The 14,051-nt window shown below is 69.4% G+C and carries 9 protein-coding genes; 5 read left to right on the top strand and 4 right to left on the bottom strand.

Going from position 1 to position 14,051, the window contains the following annotated elements; all coding sequences use genetic code 11:
- Positions 1-75 precede the first annotated feature (75 nt).
- The 5 genes from glgC to VNS22_RS18185 are packed head-to-tail and all read left to right on the top strand — an operon-like array spanning position 76 to position 9,264.
- Positions 76-1,344, top strand: a complete 1,269-nt coding sequence (gene glgC, locus VNS22_RS18205; RefSeq protein WP_325734900.1) for a glucose-1-phosphate adenylyltransferase — start codon at positions 76-78, stop codon at positions 1,342-1,344.
- A complete protein-coding gene (glgA, locus tag VNS22_RS18200) occupies positions 1,345-2,808 on the top strand; it encodes a glycogen synthase GlgA (RefSeq protein ID WP_414653378.1) in 1,464 nt (487 codons plus the stop codon). It begins immediately after the preceding gene.
- Positions 2,805-4,436, top strand: coding sequence for an alpha-D-glucose phosphate-specific phosphoglucomutase (locus VNS22_RS18195; protein ID WP_325734897.1), 1,632 nt, complete (start codon positions 2,805-2,807; stop codon positions 4,434-4,436). Before glgA ends, VNS22_RS18195 begins: the two co-directional genes overlap by 4 nt.
- Positions 4,437-8,501: a glycogen debranching protein GlgX gene (gene glgX, locus VNS22_RS18190; RefSeq protein ID WP_325734895.1), complete on the top strand. Its 4,065-nt coding sequence runs from the start codon at positions 4,437-4,439 to the stop codon at positions 8,499-8,501.
- Between the two features lie 13 nt (positions 8,502-8,514).
- Positions 8,515-9,264 carry an SDR family oxidoreductase gene (locus VNS22_RS18185; RefSeq protein ID WP_325734893.1) on the top strand — a complete coding sequence of 250 codons (750 nt, stop codon included), beginning with the start codon at positions 8,515-8,517 and terminating at the stop codon, positions 9,262-9,264.
- Positions 9,265-9,294: 30 nt separating this feature from the next.
- Here the strand turns inward: VNS22_RS18185 and gabT are convergent, their stop codons facing one another.
- From gabT to VNS22_RS18165, 4 genes are read right to left on the bottom strand one after another with little or no spacing between them, the layout of a single operon-like run.
- Positions 9,295-10,596: a 4-aminobutyrate--2-oxoglutarate transaminase gene (gene gabT / locus VNS22_RS18180; RefSeq protein WP_325734891.1), complete on the bottom strand. Its 1,302-nt coding sequence runs from the start codon at positions 10,594-10,596 to the stop codon at positions 9,295-9,297.
- 15 nt (positions 10,597-10,611) lie between these two features.
- Positions 10,612-12,297, bottom strand: a complete 1,686-nt coding sequence (locus tag VNS22_RS18175; protein ID WP_325734889.1) for an NAD(P)/FAD-dependent oxidoreductase — start codon at positions 12,295-12,297, stop codon at positions 10,612-10,614.
- A gap of 4 nt (positions 12,298-12,301) precedes the next feature.
- Complete coding sequence (speB, locus tag VNS22_RS18170) at positions 12,302-13,216, bottom strand: agmatinase (RefSeq protein ID WP_349261836.1); 915 nt, start codon at positions 13,214-13,216, stop codon at positions 12,302-12,304.
- 29 nt (positions 13,217-13,245) lie between these two features.
- Positions 13,246-14,046 carry a carbon-nitrogen hydrolase family protein gene (locus VNS22_RS18165; protein ID WP_325734885.1) on the bottom strand — a complete coding sequence of 267 codons (801 nt, stop codon included), beginning with the start codon at positions 14,044-14,046 and terminating at the stop codon, positions 13,246-13,248.
- Positions 14,047-14,051: the final 5 nt, after the last annotated feature.

Genomic DNA, 14,051 nt, shown 5'->3' with positions numbered 1-14,051 from the left:
GCGGACTTATTCGACGCGGATGATGAGCTCAGTTCATGAGCGGCAGGACAAGAAGAGACGGGAAGGGAGCGATCGATGGTCGAAGTGAGGACGCCCACCACCGTCCTGGCCCGCAGTGCGATGGCCTACGTGCTGGCGGGTGGCCGTGGCTCGCGCCTGCATGAGCTCACCGACCGGCGTGCCAAGCCGGCGGTGTTCTTCGGCGGCAAGACCCGGATCATCGACTTCGCGCTGAGCAATGCACTCAATTCCGGGATCCGGCGGATCGCGGTGGCGACCCAGTACAAGGCACACAGCCTGATCCGCCATCTGCAGCGTGGCTGGAACTTCCTGCGGCCCGAGCGCAACGAGGGCTTCGACATCCTGCCGGCCAGCCAGCGCGTCTCGGAAACCCAATGGTACGAGGGCACGGCCGACGCCGTCTTCCAGAACATCGACATCATCCAGGACTATGCGCCCGAATACATGGTCATCCTGGCGGGTGATCATGTCTACAAGATGGACTACGGGCTGATGCTCCAGCAGCATGTGGACACGGGCGCCGACGTCACCGTCGGCTGCCTGGAGGTCCCGCGCCTGGACGCCACCGCCTTCGGCGTCATGCATGTCGACGAGAATTCCCGGATCGTCGCCTTCCTGGAGAAGCCGTCCGACCCGCCGGGCATCCCCGGCAACCCGGACATGGCGCTCGCCAGCATGGGCATCTACGTCTTCCGGACCGACTTCCTGTTCGACCAGCTCCGCCGCGATGCGGAACTGCCCGGCTCGTCGCGGGATTTCGGCAAGGACCTGATCCCCTACATCGTCCAGCACGGCAAGGCGGTGGCGCACCGCTTCACCCAGTCCTGCGTGAAGTCGAAGGCGGAATCGGAGGCCTACTGGCGGGACGTCGGCACGGTCGACGCCTACTGGGAAGCCAGCATCGACCTCACCGACATCGTCCCGCAGCTCGACCTGTTCGACCAGACCTGGCCGATCTGGACCTATTCGGAACTGACCCCGCCCGCCAAGTTCGTCCACGACGTGGACGGCCGCCGCGGCGAAGCCGTCAGCTCGCTGGTGGCCGGCGGCTGCATCGTTTCCGGCTCGAAGGTCCGCCGCTCGCTCCTGTCCACCGGCGTCCACGTACATTCCTATGGCCTGCTCGACGGGGCGGTGGTGCTCCCCTATGCCAAGATCGGCCGCGGCGCCCGGCTGCGCAACGTGGTGATCGACGGCAGCGTGACCATCCCGGACGGGCTGGTCGTGGGCGAGGATCCTGAGGTCGATGCGCAGCGCTTCCGGCGCACCGATCGCGGGATCTGCCTGATCACCCAGCCGATGATCGACCGGCTCGGCCGCTGATTGATGAGCTTGTCCGTTCTGTCAGTGGCATCGGAGTGCTTTCCGCTGATCAAGACCGGCGGCCTGGCCGACGTGGTGGGCGCCCTGCCGGCGGCGCTGGCGCCGTACGGCGTGGCGGTGCGCATCCTCCTGCCGGCCTACCGGCAGGTCATGGCCAAGCTGGTACAGGTGGAGGAGTGCCTGCGCCTGCCCGGCCTGTTCGGTGGCGACGCCCGGCTGTTGGCAGCGTCGGCCGACACCGGCCTGTCCCTGTTCCTGCTCGATGCACCGCATCTGTTCGACCGGCCGGGTGGGCCCTATCTCGATGCCGCGGGGCTGGACTGGGCCGACAACGCCCAGCGCTTCGCTTCCCTCTCGCTCGTGGCGGCCTGGCTCGGCCAGGGCCTCCTGCCGGGCTTCAGGCCGGACATCGTGCACGCCCATGACTGGCAGGCCGGGCTGGCTCCGGCCTATCTGGCGCTGGCCGACGGCAACCGCCCCGTGACCGTGCTGACCGTCCACAACCTGGCCTTCCAGGGCCAGTTCCCGGCCCGCCTGCTCGACGAGCTGCGTCTGCCGCGCCGCGCCTTCGTGCCGGACGGCGTCGAGTATTACGGCCAGATCGGCTTTTTGAAGGCCGGGCTCAACTATGCCGACCGCATCACCACGGTGAGCCCGAGCTATGCCCGCGAGATCCGTGCGCCAGAGCTGGGCATGGGGCTGGACGGCCTGCTGAACGCCCGGGCGGCGCGGCTGAGCGGGATCGTCAACGGCATCGATCTGGGCCGGTGGAACCCGGCCACCGATCCGTTGCTGGCGAAGAACTATGCGGCCGGCAGCCTGGAGGACCGGGCGGCGAACAAGGCGGCCTTGTGCGAGCGGCTGGGGCTCGACCAGGACGACTCGCCGCTGTTCTGCGTGATCACCCGCCTGACCTGGCAGAAGGGCGCGGACCTGATCCTGGAGGCGGTGCCGCACCTGCTGGAAGCCGGCGGCCAGTTGGTCGTGCAGGCTGCCGGGGACGTGCAGCAGGAAGCCGTCTATGCGCGCCTGGCCGAGCGTCACCCCGGTCGGATCGCCTGCGTGCTCGGCTACAGCGAGGAGTTCCCGCATCTCCTGGCGGCCGGCGCGGACGCGATCCTGGTCCCGTCCCGGTACGAGCCCTGCGGGCTCATCCAGCTCTACGGGCTGCGCTATGGCTGCATCCCGGTGGTGAGCAGGGTGGGCGGGCTGGCCGACACGGTGATCGACGCCAATGACGCCGCGCTGGCGGCGGGCGTGGCGACCGGCGTGCAGTTCTTCCCGGTGACAGCCGAGGCCTTGCGCGATGCCATCAACCGGACGATCGACCTCTACCGGCAACCCGGGCACTGGCGGAAGATGCAGCGCAACGGGATGACCAGCGAGCTTGGCTGGGAGGTGCGGGCCGAGGCCTATGCCAGCCTGTACCGGACCCTGGTGCCCGAGAGCGGAGCGGCGAGATGACCATCCAGACGATCGAGACCCGGCCCTTTTCCGACCAGAAGCCCGGCACCTCCGGCCTGCGCAAGAAGACCCCGGTCTTCATGCAGGAGCACTATGTCGAGAACTTCGTCCAGTCGATCTTCGACAGCCTGGAGGACCGCCAGGGCAAGATGCTGGTGGTGGGCGGCGACGGCCGGTTCTTCAACCGGGAAGCCATCCAGACCATCATCAAGATGGCCGCGGCCAATGGTTTCGGCAGCCTGCTGGTGGGCCAGGGCGGGCTCCTGTCCACACCGGCCGCTTCCTGCGTGATCCGCGCGCGCAAGGCCTTTGGCGGGATCATCCTGTCGGCCTCGCACAACCCGGGCGGGCCGGAGGGTGATTTCGGCATCAAGTACAATATCGAGAATGGCGGGCCGGCGCCGGAGAAGATCACCGAAGCGATCTTCGCCCGGACCAAGGCGATCACCGAGTACCGGATCGCCGATGCCCCAGATGTCGACCTGGACCAGCTGGGCACGACGTTGGTCGAGGGCATGACCGTCCAGGTGATCGACTCGGTCGAGGATTATCTCGGCCTGATGATCAACCTGTTCGACTTCGACCGGATCCGCGCGCTGTTCGCGTCCGGCTTCCGGATGCGCTTCGACGCGATGCATGCGGTGACCGGGCCTTATGCGCACGCCATCCTGGAAGGGGCGCTCGGCGCCCCGCCCGGCACGGTGGTGAACGGTACGCCATCGCCCGATTTCGGCGGCCATCATCCCGACCCGAACCTGGTCCACGCCAAGGAGCTGTACGACCTGATGATGGGGCCGGACGCGCCGGATTTCGGTGCTGCCTCGGACGGCGACGGCGACCGCAACCTGATCATCGGCAAGGGCATCTTCGTCACGCCCTCGGACAGCCTGGCTTTGCTCGCCGCCAACGCACACCTGGCCAAGGGCTATGCCGGCAGGCTCAAGGGCGTGGCCCGTTCCATGCCCACCAGTGCCGCGGCCGACCGGGTCGCCGAGAAGCTGGGCATCGGCTGCTACGAGACGCCGACCGGCTGGAAGTTCTTCGGCAACCTGCTGGATGCCGGCATGGCCACGCTGTGCGGCGAGGAAAGTGCCGGCACCGGCTCCGACCATGTCCGGGAGAAGGACGGGCTCTGGGCCGTGCTGCTCTGGCTGAACATCCTGGCGGTGCGCGGCCAGTCGGTGAAGGAGATCGTCACCGAGCACTGGGCCACCTACGGGCGCAACTACTATACCCGCCACGACTACGAGGAAGTGGACGCCCAGGCGGCCAACGCCCTGGTCGACGAGCTGCGCGGCCGCCTGAGCGAGCTGTCCGGCCGGATCGTCAACGGCCGCGGCATCGCCCGGGCCGACGACTTCACCTACAAGGATCCGGTGGACGGCTCGGTGAGCGCCAAGCAGGGCATCCGCATCCTGTTCGAGGACGGGTCGCGCATTGTGCTGCGCCTGTCCGGCACCGGCACGGCCGGCGCCACGCTGCGCCTCTATCTCGAGCGCTACGAACCCGATCCCACCCGCCATGATCTGGATACCCAGGCCGTGCTGGCCGACCTCATCGAGACCGCCGAGCAGATCGCCGGCATCCGCGCGCGCACCGGACGCGCCGCACCGAGCGTGATCACCTGAGTGGACCTGCGGGTCCTCCCGGGACGCCCCAACCCGCTGGGCGTCACCATTGACGGGAACGGCGTCAACGTCGCCTTGCCGACGCTGCATGCCGAGCGGGTCGAGTTCTGCGTGTTCGATGCGGGAGGCGGTACCGAACTCGCCCGGTTGACCCTGCCGGAGCGCGCCTCGGGCGTGGCGTTCGGCCGGATCGAGGGGATCGGGCCCGGCACGCGCTATGGCTTCAGGGTTCACGGCCCCTATGCCCCCGATGCCGGGCACCGCTTCAACCCGAACAAGCTGCTGCTCGACCCGTTCGCCAGGGCGATCGACCGGCCGTTCCGCCTGGCCCCGTCCATGTTCGGCTACCAGCGCGGTGCCGCGGACGCCGACCTGTCCTTCGACGCCTCGGACAGCGCGCCCGACATGCCCAAGGCGATCGTGACCGCACCCGTTGTGCCGCGCCCGGACAGCCGGCCGCGCACGCCGTTCGGGCACACGGTGATCTACGAGACCCATGTGCGCGGCATGACCAGGCTGCACCCGGCCCTGCCCGAACGGCTGCGCGGCAGGTTCTCCGCACTCGCCGAGCCGCCGGTCCTGGATCATCTGCGCCGCCTGGGCGTCACCACGCTGGAGCTCCTGCCCGTCCACGCGATCCTGGACGAGCGGCATCTGGCCGATGCCGGCCTGACCAACTACTGGGGCTACAACCCGGCGGCCTATTCGGCGCCGGAGCCGCGCTATCTGGTGGATGGGCAGGCGGACGAGCCGGCGGAGGAACTGGCGGCGACGATCGAGCGGCTGCACCAGGCGGGCATCGAGGTGATCCTCGACGTGGTCTACAACCACAGTGCCGAGGGCGACGAGCTGGGCCCGACCGTGTCGCTGCGCGGCCTGGACAACGCCCTCTACTACCGGCTCGATCCGGCCAACCGCCGCTACTACCTGAACGACGCCGGCTGCGGCAACACGCTGGCCACCGAGCGCGCGCCGGTATTGCGGCTGGTCATGGATTCACTCCGCCACTGGGCGAGCCTGGGGGTCGATGGCTTTCGCTTCGATCTGGCGGTCACGGTGGCACGCACGCCCACGGGCTATGCCCGGGACGGCGCGTTCCTGATGGCGCTGCAGCAGGACCCGGTGCTGGCCGACCTGAAGCTGATCATGGAGCCCTGGGACATCGGGCCGGGCGGCTGGCAGACCGGCAACTTCCCGGACGGGATGCTGGAGTGGAACGACCGGTTCCGCGACGACCTGCGCAGTTTCTGGCGGGGCGAGAACGAGATGGTCGGCCAGCTCGCGACCAGGCTCGCGGGCTCGGAGGACCTGTTCGGTGCCAGGCGGCCGTCCGTCAGCGTCAACTACGTCACCGCCCATGACGGCTTCACCCTGCGCGATCTGGTCTCCTACGAGCACAAGCACAACCAGGCCAATCTGGAGGACAACCGGGACGGCACCGACAACAACCGCTCCTGGAACCATGGCGTGGAGGGGCCGTCCGACGACCCGGAGCTGATCCGCCTCCGGCGCGCCGACATGCGGGCACTCATGGCCTGCCTGATCCTGGCGCGCGGCACGCCGATGCTGACCATGGGCGACGAGCTCGGCCGTACCCAGGGCGGCAACAACAACGCCTATTGCCAGGACAACGAGATCAACTGGCTGGACTGGTCGGCCCCATCGGCGGAGGCAGATGGCCTGGTGGAGCTGGTGGGGCGGCTGGTGGCGCTGCGCTGCCGCCATCCCGCCCTGCACCTGGACGGCTTCCTGGACGGCACCACCGTCACCTGGCGGCGCGAGGACGGGCGAGCCTTCGAGGAGAGTGACTGGTTCGCCCAGGAGCGCAGATTTCTCGGCATGGAGCTGCGCTCCATGCAACCGGAGGACCATGTCTACGTTGGAGTGAACGCCCACGGCGCGCCGCTCCGCCTGATCCTGCCGGAAGCGGATGGCCGCTGGCATCTGGAACTCGACACGGCCGTGGAGAAGGCGAGTGGACCGGTTGCTGCGAGCGAGCTTGAACTGTCGGCGCGGTCCGTGGTCGTGCTGAGCGACCGGCCGGCCCGACGCGATGGCGACGATCCCGAGACGCTGAAGCGCCTGGCGGATCTCGCCGGCATCGATCTCGCCTGGTGGGACATCGCAGGCACCCGGCACGAGGTGTCGCCGGACAGCCTGAAGGCGCTGCTCCAGGCGATGCGCATCCCGTCCGGCAACCCGAGCGACATCGCCGATTCCCTCCATCGCCTGGAAGAGGAGCCCTGGCAGCGCCGCCTGCCGCGCCTCTCGGTCGGCAGCACAGGCAAGCCGCCGGTGCTGGAGATCACCACCGATGATCCGGACGGGCTGCTGACGCTCGAGCTGTCCGCCGAGACCGGCGAGACGCGGCGGGTCACCGTGCAGCCCGGCAGGGGCGAGGTGATCGCCAGCCGGCACGCGGACGGAGGGACCCGGGCACGCTGCCGGGTCACGCTGCCCGAGCCGCTTCCGGCCGGCCGCTGGCGGATCGACGGGATGGACGAGCCGGCCCATCTGCTGGTCTCGCCCGGTGCCTGCCATCTGCCGGCAGCGCTGCAGGACGGCAGGCGGTTCGGCATCACCACCCATCTCTATGCGCTGCGGCAGAAGGAGCGCGACTGCGGGATCGGCGACTTCGGCACGCTCGCTCTGTTCGCCGACGCCTGCGCCGCGATGGGCGCCGACGTGGTCGGGCTGAACCCGTTCCACGCCCTGTTCCTGAGCGATCCCGGCCGGGCCAGCCCCTACTACCCCTCGGACCGGCGCTTCCTGGATCTGCGCTACCTGACCAGCGTGCTCGACGAGCGGTACCTGCCGGCCGACGGCCGGACGGCCGGGCGGATCATCGACTATCCGGCCGTGGTCGCCGCCAAGCTGGCCGCCGCCGAGCAGGCGTTCGCGGCGCTGGGTGACCGCAGCGATCTCGACACGTTCATGACCGCCGGCGGCCAGGCGCTCCGCTCCTTTGCCATGTTCCAGGCGCTCGAGGAACGCTTCGGCACGAGTGACTGGGGCAATTGGCCGGAATGGGCGCGCCAGCCGGAAACGGTCGGCGACCAGCTCGATCCCGAGCGGGTCCGCTTCTTCGCCTTCGTCCAGTGGCAGCTCGACCAGGAACTGGCGCTGGCGGCCGGGCGCACGAAGGACATGGCGATCGGGCTCTACCGGGACCTCGCGGTCGGTGCCGCGCCCTCGGGCGCCGAGTTCTGGTCGCAGCAAGGACGCTTTGCCCAGAATGTCGCGGTGGGCTCGCCCCCCGATCCGTTCAGCCCGACCGGGCAGATCTGGGGCGTGCCGCCGCTCGACCCGCAGGTCCTGATCCGGGAAGGTGTCGGGGCCTGGCGCGACCTGCTGCGGGCCAACATGCGCCATGCCGGGGCGCTGCGCATCGACCACGCCATGACCCTGCAGCGGCTGTTCTGGGTGCCGTCCGGGGCCTCGGCGCTGGAGGGCGCCTATGTGCGCAACCCGATCGACGCGATGTTCGCCGAGCTGACGATCTCCAGCCACGAGAACGGCTGCATGGTGGTGGCAGAAGATCTCGGCACCGTGCCGGAAGGGTTCGGCGAGCGGCTGGCCGCGGCGGAGATCCTTTCCACCAAGGTCATGTGGTTCGAGCGCGACGGCAACCGGTTCCGCCCACCGGAGGAATGGCCAAAGCGTGCGGCCGCCTGCATCTCGACCCACGACCTGGCGACGCTCGCGGGCTTTTGGCAGGGCGACGACATCCGGCTGCGCGCCCAGGTCAAGGGCGAGGACCCGCCGCAGGCGGCCCTCGAGGAGCGGGCGGCGGAGAAGGCCGGGCTCGCCGCGAACCTGGGTATCGATCCGGCCGACGAGGATTCGCTCGCGCCTGCGGCCCATGCGGCGCTCGCCCGGTCCCCCTGCTCGCTGGTGCTGGCCCAGGCGGAGGACCTGGTGGGCGAGGTGGAGCAGCTCAACCTGCCGGGCACCGACCTGGAGCGGCCGAACTGGCGGCGCCGGCTGGACGTGCCGGTGGAAGAACTTGCCGATCACCCCTTGGCCCGGCGCGTGGTCGCCGCCATGAAGGCGGAACGACCATGAGGGGGCACCGAGAATGGCTGCACAGAAAATCGCTCTGATCACCGGCGGCGGCAGCGGCGTGGGCCGCGCCGCCGCCCTGGCACTGGCCAAGGCCGGCTGGTCGCTGGTGCTGGCCGGCCGCCGCCAGGAACAGCTGGACGCGGTCGCCAAGGAGGCGGCACCGGCGGAGGTGCTGGCCGTGCGCACCGACGTCGGCGACGACGCCTCGGTCCAGAACCTGTTCGCCAAGGTCAAGGAGCGATTCGGCCGGCTCGACCTCCTGTTCAACAATGCCGGCACGTTCGGCCGCAACGCGCTCCTGGAGGAGCTGACCTACGACGACTGGAAGAACGTCGTCGACGCCAACCTCAACGGCGTGTTCCTGTGCACCCGCGAGGCCTTCAGGCTCATGAAGGACCAGGACCCGCAGGGTGGGCGGATCATCAACAACGGCTCGATCTCGGCCCATGTGCCGCGGCCGAACTCGATCGCCTATACCGCCACCAAGCATGCGGTCACCGGCATCACCCGTTCCACCTCCCTGGACGGGCGCAAGTACAACATCGCCTGCGGCCAGATCGACATCGGCAATGCCGCCACCGAGATGACCGCGAAGATGAGCGGCGGCGTGCCCCAGGCGGATGGCAGCATCAAGCCAGAGCCCAAGATGGACGCGGCGCATGTCGCCGACACGATCGTCCACATGGCGAGCCTGCCGCTCGACGCGAACGTCCAGTTCGTCACGGTGATGGCGACCAAGATGCCGTTCATCGGCCGCGGCTGACCACCGTTCCTGGGAGCGTGGCCGGCGGGTTCAGCTCCCCGGCTGGCCCGCCTCCGCCTCGACCAGCGCCCGCTCCAGAATGGCAAGGCCGTCCTCGACCACCTCGTCCGGTGCCGTGAGCGGGACCAGGACGCGCAGTACGTTGCCGGCATGACCCGCGGTCAGGACTATCAGCCCGTCGCGGCGCGCCAGGGCGGTCACGCTGCGCGCCAGCTCCGGGGCCGGCGTCCGGGTCTCCCGATCGGCCACCAGCTCGACCGCGATCATGGCGCCCAGCCCGCGGATCTCGCCGATCGAGGTGAGGTCGTTGCGGCGCGCCATCGCCTGGAGCCGGCCGGTCACCAGCTCGCCCAGCGCCAGGCCGCGCCGCAGCAGGTCCTGTTCCTCCAGCACCTCCAGCACCGCCAGCGCCGCGGCACAGGCGACCGGGTTGCCGGAGAACGTGCCGCCGAGCCCGCCCTGGCCCGGCCCGTCCATGAGCTCGGCCCGGCCGATCACGGCGGAGAGGGGAAAGCCGGCCGCCAGGCTCTTGGACGCGACCACCAGGTCCGGCACCACGCCGGAATGCTCGATGGAGAAATATCTGCCGGTCCGGCCCATGCCGGCCTGCACCTCGTCCGAGATCAGCAGGATGCCGTGCCGGTCACACAAGGCGCGCAGCTCGTGCAGGAAGCCGAACGGGGCCACCCGGAAGCCGCCTTCGCCCTGGACCGGCTCGATGATGATGGCGCTGACCCGTTCCGGGCCGATGTCATGGGCGAACAGCGCCTCGATCGCGTCCAGGGACTGCCGCTCGCTCACCCCGTGGAAGGCCGAGGGGAACGGCGCGTGGTAGACCTCTCCCGGCAGCGGCCCGAACCCGGTCTTGTAGGGCGCCACCTTGCCGGTGAGCGCCAGGGTCAGGAGGGTCCGGCCGTGGAACGCGCCGGAAAACGCGATCACGCCCGGGCGGCCGGTGGCGAAGCGGGCGATCTTGATCGCGTGCTCGTTGGCCTCCGCGCCGGTCGTGAACAGGGCGGTCTTCTTCGGGAAGTCGCCGGGGGCCAGCGCGTTCAGCTTTTCGGCGAGCTCCACGTAGAGCTCGTAGGGCAGCACCTGGAAGGCAGTGTGGACGAAGCCGTCCAGCTGGCGGCGCACGGCCTCGATCACCTTGGGATGGCGATGGCCGACATTCTGCACGCCGATCCCGCCGGCAAAGTCGATATAGCGCTTGCCCTCGACATCCCAGACGAAGGCGTTCTCGGCTTTTGCCGCATAGATGCCGGTGGGATTGCTGACGCCACGCGCAACCGCGGCGTCACGCCGGGCCCGCAGGTCCGCGTTGCTGATCACTGCTGAAGTCTCCGCTCAGTCGCCGAGCGTCATGGGGGCCAACTCCCCGAACCGGTCGCCGGGGCCGGGATTGCCGGCCGCGCTCGTGCCGCCCAGATGGCGTACCACCCCCCACACCGCATTCAAGGCCGACGTGACGGCGCCCTCCGCCCAGCCGGCCGTCCAGGACACGTCGTCGCCGGCCAGGAAGATGCCACGCTGCATGGGCGGCAGGCTGTCCTGCATGAAATGGCCGAACAGCCGGCGCTGGTAGCGGTAGTGGCCGGGCAGGTTGGCCTTGAAGGCGCCCATGAAGTTCGGGTCGGCCTCCCAGGACACGGTGATCGGGTGGCCGATGATGTGCCGGCGGATGTCCAGTCCCGGATAGATCTGCGCCAGGCTGTGCAGCATCAGGCGCACCCGCTCGTCCACCGGCAGGGACAGCCATTTCATGGCATCGTCGTTCCAGGTGTAGGACAGGCAGATGACGCCCGGCTTGTCCTCCCCCTGGTCGAGCAGATAGGTGCCGCGGGTGAGGCGGTCGGAGAGCGTCATGCTCATTCGGTGCCGGCCAGTCGCGGGGTCGAGCTCGCGCCAGAACGGCCGGTCGACCAGCACGAAGGTCTTGGACGCCTGCATGTAGTGGGTGCGCTCCATCGCCATCCACAGCGGATGGGCGAACAGGCGCTCGTCGCAGTCGATCCGGGCCGAGAGCAGCCAGACCTGGCAGGTGACCACGGCCGCGTCATAGAGGCGCCGGTTGCCCCAGCGGTCGGTGATGGCGATCCGCCCGTCCGGGTCGCGCCCGATCCGGGCGACGCCGGGCATGGGCATGCCGTTGTGCAGGCCTTTCAGCGAGGTGCCGGCCGGCCAGTGCACCACCCGGTCGGGAGCGTGCTCCCACAGGCGTACCGGCAGCTGCTCCACTCCGCCCTCGACCGTGCGGTGGTCGGCGTCGGCATCGGTATAGACGACCCGCAGGATCTCCAGCATCGAGTTCGGGTAGTCGGTGTCCCAGCCGCCCGTGCCGAAGCCGACTTGGCCGAACACCTCGCGATGGTGGAACGAACGCCGGCCGAAGGCGCGGGAGCGGGCGAGGAAGCCATAGAAGGTCTGCTCGTCCAGCTCCGGCACCAGCCGGTTCCAGATCGCCTTGATGGCGGCAACGTCGCGGGTCCGGATCGCCGCCTGCATCTCGTGGAACGAGGCTTCCTCCTCCAGGAGCTCCCGCCAGGCATCCGCCACCTCCTGGAACAGAGGCGGCAGGTCGGCCAACGTCCGGGCATAGTGGGCCTGGCCGCCCAGCTCGATCACCGTGCTGGGGGTGGCAGGCGTCAGCGGGTTGGGAAAGGGCTGGGTGCTGAGCCCGGCCTTGTCGAAATAGTGGAACAGGGTGGTTGCCGATGGCGGGAAGCGCATCGCCCCCAGTTCGGCGATGGTCCCGTCCCCGCCCTTGAAGGTCTCCGAGCGCAGCCGCCCGCCGATCCGGTCGGCCTCGTAGAGCACCGGCTTCAGGCCGAGCTTCATCAGCTCATAGGCCGTGACGATCCCGGCAATGCCGGCTCCCACCACCGCGACCTCGGTGCCGTGGCGCTCGGGCGGCAGCACGCCCAGCCCGGCCGGATGACGCACATGGTCGTCATAGGCGAACGGGAAGTCCGGCCCGAACATGGTGACCGGCCGGGCATGCGGGCCAGACGATCCAGGCAAGGCGGACGACATGGATTCAGGTCCGGTACTGGACGCCCGGCAGGACGCAGAGCATCTCGAACAGGAGGTTGGCGGCGACGAGCGCAGTGGTGCCGGCCGGATCATAGGGCGGGGACACCTCGACCAGATCGCAGCCGACCAGGTTCAGCCCGCGGCAGCCGCGCACGATCTCCAGCCCCTGCCAGATGGTGAGCCCGCCCACCTCCAGCGTGCCGGTGCCCGGCGCAAATGCCGGGTCTAGGCTGTCGATGTCGTAGCTGAGATAGACGGGGCCATCGCCCATCATGGCGCGCACCTCGGCCATCAGCGGGGTGAGCGACTTGTGCCAGCACTCCTCCGCCGGGACGACGCGGAAGCCCTTGGAGCGAGTCCAGTCGAACTCGTCGGCCGAGTAGCCCGAGCCGCGCAGGCCGATCTGGACGGCGCGCTGGCAGTCGATCGCCCCGTCCTCGATGGCACGGCGGAACGGCGTGCCATGCGCGATCTTCTCGCCGAACATGTGCTCGTTGATGTCGGCATGGGCATCGACATGGATCAGGCCCACGGGCCCGTGCTTCTTCGCCATGGCGCGCAGGATCGGATAGACCAGCGTATGGTCGCCACCCAGGCCCAGGGGGATGCAGCCGGCCTGGAGGATCTGGTCGTAATGCTCCTCGATGATGGCGACCGACTTCTTCAGATCGAACGTATTGGTCGGGATATCGCCGATATCGGCCACCTGGAGGCTGTCGAAGGGGGCTGCCCGCGTCGCCATGTTGTAGGGCCGGATCATCGTCGATTCCTGCCGGATCTGGCGCGGGCCGAACCGCGTGCCGGCCCGGTGCGAGGCGCCGATGTCCATGGGGATGCCGACGAAGCAGGCGTCCAGCCCCTCGGCGGAGGCGGCGGCCGGCAGGCGCATCATGGTGCCCGGACCGGCAAAGCGCGGCATCTCGTTGCCGCCCAGCGGCTGGTTGAAGGTCAACGGCGTTCTCCTTGCACGAGCGCGCGGTAGAGGTCGGGGCGGCGGTCGGCGAGATAGGTGTAGTCGGGCCGCGAGCGCTCGAGCATCTCCTGCCCGATCCGGGCACCGATCACCTCCTCGCCCCGGCCGGCCCGGGCAAGGTCGGTCCCGTCCGGCCCGACCAGGCAGCTCAGCCCGCAATAGACGAGGTCGCCCTCGGTGCCGCAGCGATTGGCATAGGCGAGGAAGACCTGGTTCTCGATGGCGCGGGCCGGCACCAGGATCCGGGCCACCACGTCATAGGGCTGCATCAGCGCGGTCGGCACCACGACGAGCTCGGCGCCCGCCAGGGCCAGCGCGCGCACCGCCTCCGGGAACTCGACATCGTAGCAGATCAGGAGGCCCAGCCGGAAGCCGTCAAGCTCGACGATCGGACTAGGCCCTTCGCCGGCCTCGAAGGCCCCTCGGTCGAGATCGCCGAACAGGTGGCACTTGCGATAGTTCAGGAGGCGCTGTCCGTCCCGGCCGATCAGGATGGCGCTATTGTAGATCGACCCGTCGGCGGCACGCTCCGGATAGCCGTAGAGCAGGGCCGTGCCGGTGGCCCGTGCGATCATCTGCGCACGGCGGGCCGAGGGTCCGTCGACCGGCTCGGCCAGGCGCTCGATCGTCTGGCGCCCGATCGCATAGCCGGTGAGGAACATTTCCGGGCAGACCAGCAGCCCGCCTTCCTCATGGGCCGCGAGCTCGGCCAGCCGCTCCAGGTTCTCGGCAGGCGTGCCGGCGCGCAACGGTCCCTGGAACAGCCTCACCCGCATGGTTC

It is taken from the genome of Geminicoccus sp., from assembly GCF_035556675.1.
Taxonomy (GTDB): Bacteria; Pseudomonadota; Alphaproteobacteria; order Geminicoccales; family Geminicoccaceae; genus Geminicoccus.
This window is presented reverse-complemented; position numbering and strand designations above follow the sequence as displayed.